The following is a 17,968-nucleotide window of genomic DNA, read 5'->3' on the forward strand; positions in this document are numbered from 1 at the left end:
ACCTTCCATTGGTCAGCCGCATTTTTATCATTTAGCCGCCTTATACTCAGGCAACCCCTCCAACAAAGCCTTATCAAAAGTCTGATTCTCAAAGAACTTTGGATAATAAAAAGCCCTTAGTTCGGCGTGATAATCCCGTACGCTATCTTCATAACGAATGCTGGCTTTAATATCGGTGTTGGCCAGTTTTTGCAATGCTCTTTCCAGTAGTGCCGGTGGGGCCAGTAGTGCTGCCCAGTTGGCGAGCTTATCGCGTTTTAGGCGGCCGTCTCGGTAGGCTTTGGAAAGCGCTTCGGCCTTTTGATCGCCCACTTGTTGGAAGGCGTAGTACCACTGCCACTCGAAGGGCTGTTCTACCGCTTGATACTCAGCCCATTCTGGATACTTTTCATAAAAGGTTTGCATAGTGGTTTCCCTTGGCAGGTCCCAGGCGTCGTTAACGGCCTCACGTTGTAGCAATAGGATATCTGAGCCTGCCGGTAGCGCTACTGCTTTATCGATGGCTAAGCGGGCACCGGCCGGTATGATAACGGCGGTGCTAATCCAAATGCTAAGTAGGGCGGTTAACAGAACGGCATCGGGTTTTTGCCAGGCTGAAACGACAAGGCAGAGCAGCATCCAAAATAGAATGTAAGCTAACAGAAATAGGCAAGCGAATATAAGTGTGCCAAATGATGTGCCCGCGATGATCGCCGTACACACTAGGGGCGTAACTAAACACAAATATAGCATCCCGCCACGTAAGCTTGCTCGCAATAGCCACAAATTATTGGCTTGGGCTGCGGTTGCTTCCAATAAGTTATAGCGGCCTGCACTTCGCTCGCTGCTTCTCAAATCGTATAACAGTATGATTAAAATTAGCGGGATAATAAAAGCGCTAAGGAAAGCAAAATCGAACCGACCTACGAGTGCAAAACTGGGGTTGCCTACATCTCGCTCATAGATTTGGCCCTCAAGGGCTAACATTCTGATACGATGCTTCCAAGCTTGTACATCCCTTAAACCTAGCGCGGCATAGGCAAAATTCGAGGGGGCATCATAGCTTAAATGAAAGCTATAGTAGGCTGCACCGCCCCAGCTTTTTTGTTTTTCAAGGTGTGCGTTACGATCTTCCTGATCAACAATAAGCAGCTTTTCAATAGTAGCCTGCTGATGATTGACTTCAGCCAAACCAAAGCCCAGCGATAAGGCTGATAGGCCAATTACGATGGCCATCCAAAACCAGATGCTACGGTCTTTACTGATAAATTTAATTTCACGTTGTAGTGCGTTGACGATACTCATGGTTTTATACTTCCGCCCCGCCAAAATAAAATGCCTGTAACAAGCATCAGCCAAATTAGTAACATTTGCAGTGCTGGGTAGGCGTTGCTGTAGCGTTCTAAAAGTGCTGCCGTTTGAAACTTATAGGCTTCCAATACTTGCCAGTTGCTGGCATCTACCCTAGCCTTTGCCCAAGCCGCGGCATCGGCATTGCGATTAATATCATTTTGGTATGAAAGCACTTCGGCATGGGCACGATTCAAACCTTGCACAAAATTAAAGCGCACCTCTTCGGCTTGTGTTTGGAACAGGTGATAGTGGTTTAAATCAGTACCGGCGATGGCTCTTGAAGCCGCTGCGATGGCTAGGGCAGGGCTAAACCAGCCATAGCGCTGTAGGTTTTGTTCTTGCTGCAACTCGGCGGTCATGCGGTTGTTGGCATATTCATTCAGCACTTGACTTAGTTTCTTCTCAGAATACATGGCCACTATGCCGCGAAAGTTAACCGGTAGATCTGCTACGTTCTCTACGCCATGTTTTGCGAGCAAATCGGCTTTTAGCTTGGTGAAGGCTGGATCATTGGCATTGTGACCGTCGCCTAATTTGCGTAAATCGGCCAGCATGGTGAGATCGCTTTCTATCTTTCCAGCCGTTGGCGCCGTGCCGCTGATAGCGTTAACAGCCAGTGACGGCAAGACTAAATTCAAACCTAGCCAGAGCCCAAAAAGTGTTAGTAATACGTTTGCACGTTTTATAAAAATGGTAGAGGCAAGCAGTGTTAAAACCAGCCATAAACTTAGGTAGATAAAATAGAATCCAGTCAGTAGCAGCAAAGCATTTAGGCTTTCACCTTTGCTTAGCGCTACCGAGCTGCTCAATAGTAGCGGACATAGCAGCAGCAAAACAAAAGAGAGTAGGGCTAGTGCTTTACCTGCAACAAGTTGCTGCCCACTCACTCCCAATGCCATTAGCGGTGCAAGTACCGAAGCTTCGCGCTCACGAGCAATAGAACCATAACCCAACAAAATAATAATTAGGGGCGCAAACAGTTGATAAACTAAGGCTGGGCTTAACCAAGAGAGGCCACCAAAATCAGCGCTGGCGGCCGATTCGGCAAACATCACCGTGTTCTGCCGGTGCCCTTCAAGAAATATGGATTGGCCCGTTACCATATCTAGCCCCGGATCAAAACTTGCGAGCGGGGCGGCAGTACGGAACAGATAATGGCCATAGTGCACCATGCGATGTGGATGTCGGTCAGGTTGCGCTAAGAAGGTGTCTTCGGCCTCAGTTTGATGCTCGCCTCGGGCGTGGCTTTGGGCTTCAATGTGTAAGCTACTGAGTACACTGGTCACAGTAAACAGCAGTAAAAAGATAACGGCACTGCCGAGAGCCAGTCTTGACCTAAGCCAATACCGCCACTCACCGGCCGCAATGAGTAATATTTGTTTCATAGGTTCTACGCCGGTACAGAGGAAGATGTAGTAGCTGCTAAGGTGGCGCTGGATGAGAAGGCCTTGTGGACGATTTCAGTATCAATACTTTCGCCATCGTTAGCGCTAAACTCGCCGACTAGGCTGCCACCGTGTAACAAGCCAATCTTATCGGCCACTTGGCAGGCGCCATATACGTCATGCGTTACCATTAGGATTGTCTTACCTTTGTCAGCAAGCTGACGAACCAAATAGTGAAACTCGTCAATCGCATTTGGATCGAGGCCCGAGGTGGGCTCGTCCAATAGCAAAATATCGGTATCGCGCAATATCGCCAGTGCGATTGCTACTTTTTGGCGCATGCCTTTTGAGTAATCTTTCAGTTTTCTCGGTCTGGCTTCTGGGGCTAATGCCACTTGATCCAGCGCGCTATCAATGTGTTCTCGGCTGGCCGTGTTGCCGGCAAGTTGTAAAAAATAGTCGATATTTTCATGGGCATTTAAATGTTCATACAGTGATGCAGATTCTGGCAAGTACGCAATATTCTTACGGGCGGCGCCGATATCGGCGCCGACCTCGCTACCGTCAATCAGGGCTTGCCCGTTTGCTGGTAAAAGAAAGCCCAAAAAGCTAAGTAGAGTGGTGGACTTACCCGCTCCATTACCACCTAGCAAGGCATATACTTGCCCCTGATCGACTGCAAAACTTATGCCCTGCAATACTTGTTTACCAGAGCGTTCAATATACAGTGAGTTGGCTTCTAACTTCATAAGATTAAAACCGGAATGCTGCGGCAACACGTACATTACGAGGTGTGCCAGGTTGAACCCAAACGTCAGCAAAAGAGTTGGTGTAATACTCTTCGTCAAACAAATTATTAATTTCGGCGCGCAGCTCAATTGCCTCTGAAACTTCATAGTTGGCAGAGATTTGTACCGTGCTATAACTGGGTAATTTAAATTCTTGTTTGCTAAAGAATCCGTTGCGTTCACCCACATACAGAAGGCCGCCGATTAGGCTCAATGGCTTGCCCGCCAACTCGGTTTTCTGAACAAAGCGTAGACTTAGTTGTTGCTCGGGAATGTTCAATAAATCAGCGCCTGCAGGCACCTCGGTACCAAAGTTTGGATCGTTAAAGGCGTTTTCTGTTTCGGCATCTACATAGGCGTAAGAGAGCCACAGGCTTAGACTATCGTTAATATAGCCGTGTAGATCGAACTCTACACCTTGGCTGCCAGCTTTGCCGATAGCGGTAGCATTGAAGTCGGCATCTACGGTGGAAATGTTAGATTGTTCTACATCAAAAAACGCAACAGTACCTTCAAGGGCGCCGTTGTTTATAGTGAAGTTTACACCTACTTCAGTGGATGTTGATTGGTTGGGCTCTAAATTATTGTCGTCTGTAGCGCCTGAGAGTGGGCGAAAGTTCTCGCCATAAGCGGCATAAAGGGATAGGTTTTCAGTCGCTTTGTACACAATGCCAAATTGCGGACTCACTTGAGTTTCCGAGTAGCTTGAGCGGCTGTTCGATCGACGATTGTGTAATGTTTGCTCGTAGTCGTCAAAGCGTGCCCCTAAGCGAATATCCAGTTTATCGCTTAAGCTGATCTGATCTTGTATGTAAAAACCTAGAGATTCCTGGGTTTCCACGCGATCAGTATTTGGCAGAGGCTGCGGCAGCTCATAGGCGCCATAGACTGGGTTAAAAACATTGATGGATTGATCAGATTGGCGGTTGCGAATACGCAGGAAGAACTGGTCGTTTTCAAATTCATCGGCATCAACACCCATGATAATACGGTGTTCTAGCCCGCCAGTTTGTAGGCTGCCGCTGATTTCAGCGCGAAATACTTGGTATGTTGCATCATAATCGCGATAGCGGCGGAAGCGACCGAAATCGCCATTTTCATCGGGCGCCCCGAAGCCGTTTTCGGTGGCGAATCCTTCCAGTGAAGTATCGCGATAGTTAAAACCGACTAAAGCGCTCCAATTATCGTTAAAGTCATGTTGGAACTCTATTTGATGGCCAAGCACGTCAGCTTCCATTGGCCCGTCACCGGGTTCGCCAAGAAAGCGACTTTCCGGAATCTGCCCAAGCTTGCCATCTATAGCGATAACGCCGCGATCAAAGGGTATCTCCTGGTGACTGTATTCAAGCTCATAAACAACTTGGCTTGCATCATTGAAACGATAAATGATCGACGGGCTTAAGCCCTGCTTTTTGGTCTCGATGGTATCTCGAAAACTTTCCGCATCTTCATAAAAGCCAACAATGCGTACCGCAAGATCTTCCGAAAGTGGTGAGGTCCAATCGATATCGCTGCGATAGCTATTGTAGCTACCGGCTGAAACTCTTATCTCGCCTTGTTTTTCAAAAGTAGGGCGCTTGGTGACTAGGTTGACTGTTCCGCCAGGTTCGCCACGACCAAACAGTGCTGCGCGGGGGCCTTTCAGTACCTCGACAGATTCAATGCCTGATAAATCACGAGCGCCACCAAAGCCTCGTCCCGCATTGAAACCATTCACCAAATAATTGCTTGGCAGGTTCTCATCACCCACAAAACCACGCACAGCAAAACTGTTCCATAGGCCGCCGAAGTTATTCTGGCGAGCAACGGAGCTGGAAAGATCCAAAGCTTGGTTGAGATCAAGCGCACCGGCATCTCTTAGCACCTGGGCATCAATGGTTAGTTCGGCTTGCGGGGTTTCTAGCGCTGTGAATTCACCACGATAGGCTCTTTGTGTGCCGATAACGACGATATTTTCAATGCTCTGTGTTGTGGCTTCTTCATTCTGCACTGTGTTGATTTGCGCTGTGCTTTGCTGGGAAACGAATGCACTGCTTGAAAGGATAGCGACATACAACAGGGTTTTCTGCATTGAAGGGGTGTTCACGTTTTACTCCTAAATAAATATATCAATTGGCGATGCTAAGCATTACCAATATAGAGGTGATATAACGTATCATTTATTGGTGGTGTTTGTCTAACCTACTGGGTGGGAATTTGAGACGCTCGCCACAACACGATTTGCTCAATCGAACGCGAATGGTATGAGGAATGGCGGTTTCTAGTTGGTTATGAAGGGCGGCGTTTTAAGCTAGCGGTTTAATGGAAAACGGTTTTGTAGGGGGCTGGGCGAGTTGCCCAATGACAATAGGCAACTTGTCGGCTAGATCCTATATGTATAGCCAGGTTTCTTTTGAGATTGAAAGCGCTATATAAAATCGCCCAGCTGCGCCCAACAGAGTTAGCGGCAGCTGGGGTTAAGTAGCGTCTTTGACTTACGAGTTTACGGCAACTTCTGGCTTTTCAAGCCTTGTAAACCTAAGTCGTGTAAGGAGACATTCAAAGTGTCTATTTGCTGAGCGATGTGATTATAGCCTTTGATCCACTGAGCAAACTCCCGCTGAGCAATCGCGAAGCTCTCCTTGTGGGTGTTGCTTGCATCAGAGCTTGCATTGCGAAAATCCCATTTTATTCGAGAAACTCTGCTCTTGATGGAGGGTGCTGCCAGCTCCATTTTCTGAACAATTAAAGGATTACCTCGTAGTTGGATCTGTAGATCCATCATAGCTTGTCGTAGATCTTCAGCGCTGTTGATAATGTCGGCACTTGTGCTGCGATTAAGCAGTTGATCTGCATTTGCTTTCAGGGTGTTTAGATTGGATGACAGGATGCCCTCAGCTTGCTTAATGGATTTATCCAGGGTCATCACTTGCAGCTGAAAATTCAAGAGAGCTTGTGGTTGCTTCGCTGGCAGTACGGTATTGCTTAGCCTATTTACTTCAAAGCTCTGTGATTGCCCTAAATCTTGCCACTTCCCTCCGACGATTTTCGCCATGGACACGGTGTAGCGTCCAGGCGCTACCAAAGGCCCTCGCTCGCCCTTGCTGCCGTGGCGTAGGTCCCAGGTCACTCTCGATACCCCTCGAGTCATAGGTTTGTTTATGGTTGCGATTTGCTTATTGTTCTCATCCTTGATAACGAATACCACTTTGGCAGCTTCCTCTCTTTTCTCTCTCGCAAAATCTTGCCAATCTGGGTAGGGAATAGCCTCGCCTTGTTTCTTTTTTAGTTGCTCAGCTTGTTGTCTTTTGGCAGATATTGTTTCCGGAATATCTTTTATATAATAGGTGAATGCGGCACCAAAATCCGGGTTGGGCGAGCTAAAAAAGTTAGCACCATAAGCATAACCGTCTGGGTTGTCGATGATATATGTCCATGCGTTTTTCACTGGAAACAACAAGCTATCTTTATTAAGAGCCTTTTTAGATATTGATCGTAGAAAAGACATGTCATCAAGGATATAAAAACCTCGCCCGAAGGAGGCGGCAACTAAGTCGTCTTCGCGCGGCTGAATTTCCAGATCTCTTATGGCAATGGTAGGTAAGCCCGAGCGCATTTGCGTCCATTGCTTGCCACCGTTAACACTGAAATACAACCCGTATTCGGTGCCTGCAAACAATAAGCTTTCCTCTTTCGGATCTTGAATTACCGTCCAAGCAAAGTCGGTTTTTGGAAGGTTGGAAGCAATATTGGTCCAGCTCTTTCCCTTGTTGCTACTTTTGAAAATATAGGGTTGATAATCTCCATATTTGTGATGGTTAAATACGGCAAATACTGTGTTTTCGTCATGGGGTGAGGCCATTAAATCGGCTAGATAGGCGAGTTTAGGGACGTTTTTAATTTTTTCAATTTTTCGCCACGATTGACCATCATCTTCGGTAACTTGAATCAGACCGTCATCGGTTCCAGCATAGATCAATCCCTGTTTCAGTGGGGACTCAGAGAGCGATACAACGGTTCCAAAGGGGGCAGTCCAAACATTTTTAAAGATAGCATCAATACCCCAGTGTTGCCCCATAACTTTCATGCTATTGCGATCCAGTTTACGGCTCAAATCATCACTGATAATGCTCCAGGTATTACCTTGGTCTTCGCTCTTAAATAAATAATTCGCTGCAAAATAGAGGGTTTTATTATCATGGGCGCTTAATACCAAAGGCGCATCCCAGGCCCAGCGGTAGGGGGCTTCACCGGCTTTGGGTATAGGTTTGATATCCTTTTGCTCACCGCTTTTTTTGTCGTAGCGAACGATGCCGGCATATTGCGACATAGTGTAAAGCAGATCCGGGTTGCTTGGGTCTACTCGCACCTGAAAACCATCGCCCATTTTAGTGATGAACCAGTCAGAGTTTCTAATGCCTTTACGGTGGCGGGTTTGACTTGGGCCGCCCAGTGTATTGTTGTCTTGCGTACCGCCATAAACATTGTAGAAGGGAAAGTCGTTATCAAGGCCCACGCGATAAAATTGCGTCAGCGGTAAATTATCGATAAAACGCCAATGCTCACCCTTATCCCAGGATTCATAAATGCCTCCGTCGCCTGCAATGAGAAGGTAGTTTGGATCATTAGGATCAAACTCTACTTCATGGTTATCGACATGCATGGCTTGCTGATTTATAGGCTTTAGAGTTTTACCACCATCCTCCGAAACCTTTGTAAATACATCCACGATGTAAATCTTGTCGAATTGGTGAGGGTCTGGAAATATTTCCATATAGTACTGGGCATCGACAACCATATAGTCATTCATTTTTTTCCAATTCAAGCCATTATTGCTCGAACGGTAAATGCCCTTGGTTTTTTCCGTTCCAGCAACGATGGAGTAGAGTACATCGGGTTGCTGAGGCGATCGTGCGAGTCCGATTCTGCCCAGATCTCCTTGCGGAAAGCCACTTTTGATTTTGTTCCAGCTATTACCACCATCGGTAGAGCGAAAGGCACCGCCCTCAGGGCCTCCCGCTACTAAAATTCCAAAATGCCTACGGCGTTGATAAGAGGTTGCGATAATGATGTCTGGGTTTCTTGGGTCAACAATGACATCCGATATGCCCGTATTTTCACTGATGTGCAAAATACGCTGCCAGTTTTTACCGCCGTCAACGGTTTTATAAAGACCCCTTTCGCCACCCGCTTTCCATAAACCACCCTGCGAAGCGACATAAATGATGTCGCTGTTCTCTGGGTGGATAACGATCTTGCCAATGTGTTCTGAAGTCTTCAGCCCCACGTTTTGCCAGCTATTTCCACCATCATGGCTTTTGTAAACACCATCTCCCATGCCAACCGAGCGCTGTGCATTATTCTCGCCGGAACCGGCCCAAACGATATTCGGGTTTTTAGGGTCAAAGATAACCGTTGCCATAGAAAAGACGGCCTGATTATCGAAAACGGATTTCCAGGTAGTGCCCGCATTTTCGGTTTTCCAGATACCACCTGAAGCCGCAGCGACCAATCGAATATTTCTATTCGTAGGGTGGAAGGCCACATCCACGATGCGTCCACCTGTTTTAGCAGGGGTTAAGTTCCTCATCGAAACACCGCTGAAAATGTCAGAGTCAATCTCAGTAGAAGTACTGGCAATAGCCGAAGAAGAAAAAATTAGTATAAAAATCAGAATGGTTTTACGCATAATTTAGGCAACAATTTTATTATTTGTTAGAGTTTTGGTCATATTTAGGTAGCACTAAAAGTGAGCTAAGTAGACGGCCCAGAAATGGCATCTGTTAGATGTTATACCATAAAAATCACCCCTAGCATTCAGTTATTGAGCCGAGTTTAAAAATCATCAGAGCCCTTCTTGGCAAGGCTTATATTGACAGGCAGTTTCGCTCAAAAATGTTATGGATACAATATATCATTGTGGGGCTGGTGAAAACCGACGGTTTGATTAGGTCTGCTATGAATACATCGATTTTGGCTAATAATAAATAAAAACTACTTTTGACTAGGGGTAGACTTTATTCAATTACAAGGTGCATAGAGAGAGGGGGTGAAACTAGTCTCGATCTTAAAAATCGCAATAACAAGTTAGGCAGGCGCTATTGTTAGAGCATAAATAGAAGGTTTAAATGCTATGGGTGGGTAATCTATGGACTTGAAAGCGGCGGCCTTGAATGCTGTTTATGATTAATTGAATCAAGGTGTATGTGAAATTAAATACGGTTGAGTATACTTATCAAACCGTAGCTGTGTGCATTTATGCTTTGTTTTTTATGGGCGGTTCTTAGGTAGAGCCCTACCTTTGGTTTTTTCAAGTCGCTCAGCCCATTGTCCAGCATTCTCCATTGTGCAGGCTTCTTCAGAGTCAAAAATAATTTGGCGTTCAGGGGATTTCAATTTTACCCCAATTTTTAAAAGTTTTGTGAGTACGAGTTTTTGGATTGATGCAATGTCAGCATTTTTGCTGTTCTCCATGGTATCGAACACACATGTAATTAATAAACTAGCCGGATAGTTGGTATAGTTAACTTGATGGGTCAGCCACTGAAAACCTGGGATGTCCTCCAAAAAATGATCGCAAGCAACAGTGAGTGCTTGGCGAATATTGTTGTCGATTTTTTTCTCGGTTTTACTTCTAGGTTTGGCCATGGGTTAGTCGCTTAGAGTTAATATAAGTTGATGAACGAACCAGTCAAAGATTATACCTTTGATTGGTAGTGCTGTGAGATAAAAGCCATAAAAATTCTGATGCGTCCTAATGGATATAGCCTTGGCTTGCAACTATGCCTCGTTCAATGTGGCTAACCTTTTATAAATTGGTTGATGGCAGGGTGGACATTAACCATATCACTGTGGAGGAAAGAAGTGATAGTACGCCCGTGAACATCTTAGTTTTCTTCTGGTTTAAGGCCTTGAATCAGTTCCAATTCTCGCTCAATGAATATCGATTGCTGCGGTATTCAGCGCCCTAAAGGGGGTCTGGTTACCGAGCCAGAGGCCTATTTTTGTTTTTCACTACGCCTTAAACATCAAGGCGATTGGTAGGTAATTATTGACCTCATTGCTGACACAAATGGACTACTTGCGTATAACGTAGAAGAATTAGCGGCGGTGCTGAAGTCAAATCCCAAGAATTTTGTTAAAGATGGATGCAGGTCGGTGGTTGCATGGCGACCGTGTTTCCTGTTGAGGATGCTTCGCGAGTTTCCCGAAGTGCGAGTTGGTGAGATACATCGCAGTTGTACCGTAGTACAATTACGCACGTTTTATCCGTACCACTTTCATTATCTCAAAAGCCATTCCTGCTACTGATTCTTGATCGGGGTAATAGGTCATGTTAACCCTTGCGCCTTTTAAGTTTTGATAGTTGTCTTTACGCTTAAACTTAAAGGGTACGTCCTGACCTTCCACCATTATGGTATGCAGTATCCAATCACCTTGCTCTCGCTGGACGTGGGATACTACCTTCATCATTTCTGAATGAACCAGGTTCTTGTTCTTTGAGACTAGCTTCTTGGGGTCTGATTGCATAGCTTTGCTTTGAGTGCTTGTTGATAGTGATATAGGTAGTAATACAAGTAGTGATATAGCTAATGATATAGCGATAGAAGCTTATATTTTTCCAAGCTGCCATTATAATGCCAGCTTGCTGTGCCTCGCCAGTGTTAAGCCAATTCTACCAATACCCTTTACATACAGGTTGTTTTAAGTGCGATTAGACCGTTTTCTAATACACAACGCTAATATCAGCAGTCAGGAGTGCTTGGCCTTGATCAAGGCCGCTCGTGTCCATGTGTCTGGACGCTTGGCCGAGAGTGTTGCCCAGTTGTTAGAAGAAGGGGATACGGTGAGTTTGGATGGCCAGCCTCTGCAGTCGAAAGCTTTTAGCTATTTTGTGATAAATAAGCCTGCTGGGGTAGTAAGTGCGAGGGCCGATAAAACCCATTCTACGGTTTTGGATTTTATTAAGGCGGGCAATTTTGTAGGCGAGCTGCCAGAGTTTGAGGCAGTTAATATAGGCAAACTGCAAATTGTCGGCCGCCTGGATATCGATACTACAGGTTTACTATTACTTACCGATGATGGTGAGTGGAATTATCGTTTAACAGCACCCGAGCATCATTGTGTGAAAACCTATCGAGTGCAGCTTAATTCAGAGCTCGCCGATGGCCTAGTGGAAAAGTTTGCGAAAGGCTTTTTATTGCCGGGCGAGCAAAGCATAACGCTACCGGCTAAGTTAAAACAAGTAGCGCCTAAAGAGGTTCTGTTGAGTATATCTGAAGGGCGCTATCACCAAATTAAGCGCATGTTTAAAGCCAGTAAAAATCGTGTTGTTGGCTTGCATCGCGAATCCATTGCTGATTTAGATTTAATAAAAGATCTTAGCCCTGGCCAGTTTCGTTTTCTGAGCGCAGAGGAAGTCGCAAAACTGGGCTAGTAAGCAGGCCCATATTTTGACCTGCTCAAGGCTTTTTATTATAAACCTGCTCAAGGCTATCTTCTTTAATTAGCTAGCAAATCGTTCGCGGTAGCGCTTCTGCAGTTTGCTGGATCGAAATTGCTCCTTGATCAGCGAGAACAATGGAGAAGGCTTTGCTAGTGGCTTTTTGCCATTACCCATACGTCGCATCTGTCGTTTAACTACTGCCATTGTGGCAAAAGCAGCCAAATCTTTATTTTTCATTTCAATCGGCGGTACGATCGCATCAAGCATGCTGTTGTTTTGCCAATGATTGGGCAAGCTAGGATGATAGGCCAATGCAGTGGCGATACCTACTGCTGCCACGCCCGAGCTAACAACTTTTTCGGCAATTTCTAAGCGACGAACGCCACCCGTTGTCATAATGGCGATATCTGTCGATTGGGCGATTTCTTCGGCGAATTCCAGGAAATAGGCTTCTCTTGCCAGCGTGCGTTCATCCGAGGTGCGACCTTGCATGGCCGGGGTTTCGTAACTGCCGCCAGATAGTTCGATTAAATCTACGCCCATATTGTCGAGCATGGCGACTACTTGCTTTGCGTCCTCAGGTTGGAAACCACCACGCTGGAAGTCGGCGGAATTCAACTTAATGCCTACAGCTGCATCGGCCGGTAGTTCAGCCCGGACCGCCTTTACGACTTCTAGAAGTAAGCGTGCTCGATTCTCAAGTGAGCCGCCCCATTGATCGCTTCGTTTATTGCTTAATGGCGAAAGAAACTGAGTGATTAAATAACCATGGGCGGCGTGAATTTGTACCCCGTCAAAGCCCGCAGCGACGGCATTTTTGGCAGTGGCGGCAAAGCGCTGAATCACATCCTGAATTTCTTCTTCGCTCATGGCCTTGGGTTGAGCGAATAGCTTGGAGTTTTTACCCAAATCCAAGGGGATATCGGAGGCGGATAGCGCCTTACCCTTCATGCCCGCAAATACTTGGCGGCCAGGGTGATTGATTTGCATCCAGACCTTGCTGCCACCGGCCTTGGCGGCTTCTGCCCAATCCTGAAATCTCCCCAGTTCGGTATTGGCTTCCAGTGCAACACCGCCAGGGCCTGTCATGGCCATATGATCGACCATGACATTGCCGGTAAGCAAAAGCCCGCAACCACCTCGCCCCCATTGGCGGTATAGCTCTATTAGAGCATCGCTGGGCAGTTGATCCTCTGTTGCCAAGCTCTCCTCCATGGAAGCCTTAACAATGCGATTTGGCAGCTCGCCACCGCTGGCGAGTTTTAATGGCTGAAATAGCGGCTTAAGCATAACTTACCTCTTTATGAATTTATCGTGCTTAGCGTCATTTGGCTGGCTAAGTAGTTGCTTCAGTTATCTCTTGAGTGGCGGCTAGTGTAAGGTTAAAGTGAGCTTTAAGGTCAATGCCCTTTTGGGCTTGGCTTAGTAAAGAAGTGATATGAGGCTAGGTGGTATTGCGTTATGAAGATTGGTGAACTTGCGAAAATCTCGGGGGTGGCGGCCCATACTATTCGTTTTTACGAATCCGAAGGCTTACTGAAAAACGTTCCCCGAGGTGATAACGGCTACCGGAAGTATGGGGAAACTGAGTTAGATACTCTGTACAGAATCCAGGTAGGGCAAAAGCTGGGCCTAAGTCTACAAGAGCTCAAGTTAATGTGTCACCACCATGACGAGTGGGATAAAGACAAAATGATTCAGCAGCTCCATAACAAATTAAATGATGTGCGGGGGTTGCAGAAAACACTTGCTGCTCAGGAGCAGAGTTTACAGTTGATTATTAACAGTCTTGAAAGTGGCGAGACAGATTGCCAGCAGAGGGATCAGTTGTTGGCGACATTGAACAGTCAGCTTCATGACGCTTGATGTTTAGCTGTAACTGAATTGTAAAAAAACGGTTTCCGATTTTTCCTAGTGTCCATTACGGATTAAAAACTACCAACTCTAGGTATAGGCCAGCAAGCTGCTATTTTTTTAAAATAGCAGGCCAGAAAAGTAAGCGGCCAATACTAATAAAATTCCACCTTGAACCTTGTCACATTACCCTTGTGATGTGGTTTTAGTTTCTGTCGTATAAATGGTTTTTTAATAATTCCACAGCAACATATTGTTAATGGTAACGGTATGTAATGGTGGCTATGGGTCGTTAGTTTCACGATTAACTAAATTATTACTAAAAACTTAGCCGGCACAGGCTCATGGAGGGGATGTGTTTTCTCGAATTATCACTCTTGGTTCAGCATTATTTTTGTGCTTACTTTCAAGTCAGTTGATGGCGCAAACTTTTACCTTTGGTCCGGCTGATACAGTAACGGGCTGTAGTGGTTGTTCGAATATGCCACTCGTTGTTCCTTCGGATAACGCTGGGACCCCTGTTACCAGAATTGCCAATTTAGCTTTTGCCAATTTGGGGATTAACGATACGGTTACCATTCCAAATACCATTACGGATATAGGGCAGAGCGCTTTTTTAAATAGCGGTATTACTGCTATCAATATTCCAAGTTCTGCTACCACCATTGGTATTGGTGCCTTTGCCAGCAACAATATAACGTCAGTAAGTATTCCAGCGACTTTAACCGTCATCCCGCAATCGCTTTTTTCTGGCAATAGCATTAGCAGCCTGACAATTCCATCTGGCGTTACTAGGATTGGAACATCAGCATTTGCGAACAACTCTATTAGCTCTTTGTCCCTGCCGAATACACTGACCAGAATAGACAACAATGCTTTTCAAAATAACACCGCACTAACTTCGGTTAGCTTACCAGGCAGCTTGTCTATTTTAGGGCAGGGAATCTTCAGTAACTGCGGGCTGACTTCGGTAACCATAGCAAATGGAATTCCCTATATCAGCCCGTCTGCTTTTTTGGGTAATAACCTTACTTCGGTTTCTATTCCTGCAAGTGTCACCACCATTGGTTCAGATGCCTTTAGGGATAATTCCATATCTTCGGTTGCTATACCCAGCAGTGTTACCGGCATCTTCTCACGCGCGTTTCGCGGTAATGGGATGACGGCTCTTTCTTTAAGCTCTGGTTTAATGACCATTGATGATGATGCTTTTCGGGATAATAATCTTGCTGGACTAAACATACCTAGTACGGTCACCTCTATCGGAAACAGTGCCTTTGCTAATAATGCGCTGGGAACCCTGTCTTTTGATGGAAATAGGCCAGTAATGCTTCCCATGGCTTTTAGCGGAAATAGCTTGGTAACTATTAACTATATTAGTGGCAATGCGGGCTGGCCAGGAGCGGATATTGAAGGCGTCACGCCGACCCCCTTAGGTGGTGGCGGAGGCGGCAGTACGCCAGAAGTTAGTGTCAACGCCAACAATAGTGTTCTAGAGTCCGAAGGTCCCGTTACGGCAACGGTAACTATTGACTCCTTGCCTAGTAGTACTGCTTCGGTAGAGCTGGTTTCCACATCAGGCACACCCAATCCGGCAAGCAGTGACGATTTTGAAGAAAAAACGGTGTTTATTGTTTTTGATATTTCAGGCGCTCAGCCCGGAACAGGTTACACGGTAGTGAACCCTACGACGGTTACCGTTAATTTCGGAGTCGTAAACGATACAGACGTAGAGAGTGATGAAGTTTTCGATATTTTTCTCAATCAAGAAGCTGGCTTGATACTAAGCAGTATCGATAGCTTCCAAAATATCACAATCGTTGATGATGATTCAGTTGTAGCAGCTCCACCACAGATTAGTGTAAGCCCCCAGCGAAGCTTTTCAGAAGATTCTGGTGAGATTAGCTTAAGTTTTAGCCGAAGTGGTGATCTATCGTCTTCATTGAGTTTTGATTTTGCCACAGTAGATAGCAGCCCGCTTATAAAGTCAGCAGCTACTAGCTCGGGCACGGCAACCGCAGGCAGTGATTATACGAGTGTTAACACCACAGTGAGTTGGGCGGCTGGCGAGTCTGGTAGCAAGTCGATCAGTATTCCTCTGTTGGATGATAACGAATTTGAAGGCGATGAAACCTTCTCTGCGTTGGCTAGTAATTTAAGCGGTGGCGCAAGTTTTGGTTTTGATCCAAGTTTTGTCTTTACCATTGCTGAAAATGAAATTGAGCCGGCAGGCGAATTCAGCTTTAGTGAGGCGATGTATGAAGTTAATGAAGATGCTGGCAGTGTGACCATCACCGTAATTCGCAGTGGTGGTGCCAACGGTGCTGTGAGCGTGAATTACTCCACTGCAGATGGTAGTGCAACTGCAGGCAGTGATTATTCGGCAGCTTCTGGAACCTTAAGTTGGGCGGCGGGCGATACCAGCGACAAAATCTTCGTTGTGTCGATTAACCAAGATATTCTGAACGAGGCTACCGAAGATATTGCCTTAAGCCTAAGCTCCCCATCGGGCAGCGGCTCCTTAGGTAGTCTAGAGAACTCCCAGATTAAAATTATCAATGTTAATGAAGATGGCGCACCAGATATTTCAAAGGATGATATCTCAGTAACCGACTTTGATGGCGATGGCCTAGTTGAAGTGGTATTGGACGCGACCGGTAAGATTGTTTCCGATAATCCAATCAATGATGTCAGTTGGTTACAAGAAGGCGAAGTCATAGCAACAGGAATGGTTACAAAAGCTGAACTGGCTGTAGGTACCCATCCACTACGAGTCATTGCGACTGATAGTAATGGCAAGCAAGCGGGAGTCGATTTCATTGCTGAAGTCAAGGAGTTGGATGCCGATACCACCCGCATGCTAAGTGATACCGGTGGGCTAAACACTGAGCAAGGTACAGTGGCGGGCGCGCTTGATGAGTTGTGTCCGCGATTATCTGAAATGGGCCAGCAAAATGGCCTCAGTGCTGGGCAGGCCAACTTGAGAAACCGTTGCGAAAGTCTACGCGATCCAGATCTTAGTGATGAAGATATTGTGCTGGCTCTAGATCAAATTGCGGGTGAAGAAGCTGAGGCGATTATTATTACTGCCGCGAGATTCACTAACATGCACCAGAGCAATTTACGTAACCGCTTTACACAGTTACGTCGTGGTGGCAGAGCGATTATTGATGTTAGTGGCCTAAATCTACAATTAGATGGCGGCAGCTTGAGCGGGAATATGTTTGCAGCGGTAGGCCGAGATCTACTAGGGGGTGCAGCCAGTGGCGATGAAGAACCAGAAATTTATAGTGACTCACGTTTAGGCCTGTTTATTAACGGTAATGTTGCTTACGGTGAGCGAGATCCAAGTAAAAATAACAGCGGCTTTAAGTTAGATATCAATGGTATTACGGCTGGTATGGATTATCGAATTACTGATAAATTGATAGCCGGTGTAGCGGTAGGTTATTCGCGCAGTGATTTAGACTATGCCAATGACGGTGGTGTACTAGAGGGCAATAGTACCTTCTATTCGGCATACAGCTCTTTCTATAGCGATAAAAATTATTATATCGACAGCAGTATTACATACGCAGATTCTGATTTTGATGTTACCCGCCATATTAAGTATCGCGATACTTCCGGTTTGGTAGATTTACAACGCAGTGGTAATACCGGCGGTGATCAGCTATTGGCCACTATCGATTTTGGTTGGGACTATAACGATGGGCCGTGGACATTTGGCCCCAATGGTAGCTTCAGCTACAGCGATACCAGTATTGATGGCTTTGCAGAGCGTGGTGAGTCGGGCTTAGAGCTGCAATACAGTGGTCAGGCTAATATTACCAGCACCTTTGGATTAGGCTTCCATGGCTCGCGGGTATTCCTATTGGACTGGGGGGTATTGATTGCCAATGTAAACGGCAATTACTATCGTGAATTTAAAAATCAAAACAGCATTATTCGCGCAAGTTTTGTGCATGACCCTTTCCGTTTCGACAGTGCGAATCCGACCAGTGAAATGCTGATTGTCTCGGATATCCCAGATCGTAATTACTTTAACCTGGGTGTCGGTTTGGCGGCTCAGTTCAAATATGGCTTATCTGGCTTTGTGGATTATCAGACACTGCTCGCTGCCGATAATATTACTTCGAGAGAGTTGGCATTCGGCCTTCGCTACGAAGCTAAGTTCTAAAGCAATG

Annotated in this window: 11 protein-coding genes; 3 read left to right on the forward strand and 8 right to left on the reverse strand. The window is 46.0% G+C overall.

What is annotated here, in order from left to right; all coding sequences use genetic code 11:
* Window positions 1-27: 27 nt before the first annotated feature.
* From Q1A08_RS11610 to Q1A08_RS11640, 7 genes are all read right to left on the reverse strand, one after another.
* Complete coding sequence (locus tag Q1A08_RS11610; RefSeq protein WP_299773030.1) at window positions 28-1,284, reverse strand: DUF3526 domain-containing protein; 1,257 nt, start codon at window positions 1,282-1,284, stop codon at window positions 28-30.
* Window positions 1,281-2,717, reverse strand: coding sequence for a DUF3526 domain-containing protein (locus tag Q1A08_RS11615; RefSeq protein ID WP_299773032.1), 1,437 nt, complete (start codon window positions 2,715-2,717; stop codon window positions 1,281-1,283). Before Q1A08_RS11615 ends, Q1A08_RS11610 begins: the two co-directional genes overlap by 4 nt.
* Window positions 2,718-2,722: 5 nt before the next feature.
* Window positions 2,723-3,466, reverse strand: coding sequence for an ABC transporter ATP-binding protein (locus Q1A08_RS11620; protein ID WP_299773034.1), 744 nt, complete (start codon window positions 3,464-3,466; stop codon window positions 2,723-2,725).
* 4 nt (window positions 3,467-3,470) lie between these two features.
* Window positions 3,471-5,591 (reverse strand): TonB-dependent siderophore receptor, encoded by a 2,121-nt coding sequence (locus Q1A08_RS11625; RefSeq protein WP_299773036.1) that lies wholly within the window; start codon window positions 5,589-5,591, stop codon window positions 3,471-3,473.
* Window positions 5,592-5,987: 396 nt separating this feature from the next.
* A complete protein-coding gene (locus Q1A08_RS11630; RefSeq protein WP_299773038.1) occupies window positions 5,988-9,074 on the reverse strand; it encodes a hypothetical protein in 3,087 nt (1,028 codons plus the stop codon).
* Between the two features lie 680 nt (window positions 9,075-9,754).
* A complete protein-coding gene (locus Q1A08_RS11635) occupies window positions 9,755-10,132 on the reverse strand; it encodes a Fis family transcriptional regulator (RefSeq protein WP_299773040.1) in 378 nt (125 codons plus the stop codon).
* Window positions 10,133-10,738: 606 nt separating this feature from the next.
* Window positions 10,739-11,014 (reverse strand): hypothetical protein, encoded by a 276-nt coding sequence (locus tag Q1A08_RS11640; protein ID WP_299773042.1) that lies wholly within the window; start codon window positions 11,012-11,014, stop codon window positions 10,739-10,741.
* A 178-nt stretch (window positions 11,015-11,192) separates the two neighbouring features.
* Between Q1A08_RS11640 and Q1A08_RS11645 the strand changes: the two genes are divergently transcribed.
* On the forward strand, window positions 11,193-11,921 hold the full coding sequence (locus Q1A08_RS11645; protein WP_299773044.1) for a pseudouridine synthase: 729 nt from the start codon (window positions 11,193-11,195) through the stop codon (window positions 11,919-11,921).
* A gap of 69 nt (window positions 11,922-11,990) precedes the next feature.
* Here the strand turns inward: Q1A08_RS11645 and Q1A08_RS11650 are convergent, their stop codons facing one another.
* Entirely contained in the window at window positions 11,991-13,220 is a 1,230-nt protein-coding gene (locus Q1A08_RS11650; protein ID WP_299773046.1) for an NADH:flavin oxidoreductase/NADH oxidase family protein, read from the reverse strand.
* A gap of 171 nt (window positions 13,221-13,391) precedes the next feature.
* Between Q1A08_RS11650 and Q1A08_RS11655 the strand changes: the two genes are divergently transcribed.
* Window positions 13,392-13,796 (forward strand): MerR family transcriptional regulator, encoded by a 405-nt coding sequence (locus Q1A08_RS11655; RefSeq protein ID WP_299773048.1) that lies wholly within the window; start codon window positions 13,392-13,394, stop codon window positions 13,794-13,796.
* A 343-nt stretch (window positions 13,797-14,139) separates the two neighbouring features.
* Complete coding sequence (locus Q1A08_RS11660) at window positions 14,140-17,961, forward strand: leucine-rich repeat protein (RefSeq protein ID WP_299773050.1); 3,822 nt, start codon at window positions 14,140-14,142, stop codon at window positions 17,959-17,961.
* Window positions 17,962-17,968 lie beyond the last annotated feature (7 nt).

This window comes from uncultured Pseudoteredinibacter sp., assembly GCF_947500695.1.
In the GTDB taxonomy this organism is placed as follows: domain Bacteria; phylum Pseudomonadota; class Gammaproteobacteria; order Pseudomonadales; family Cellvibrionaceae; genus Pseudoteredinibacter.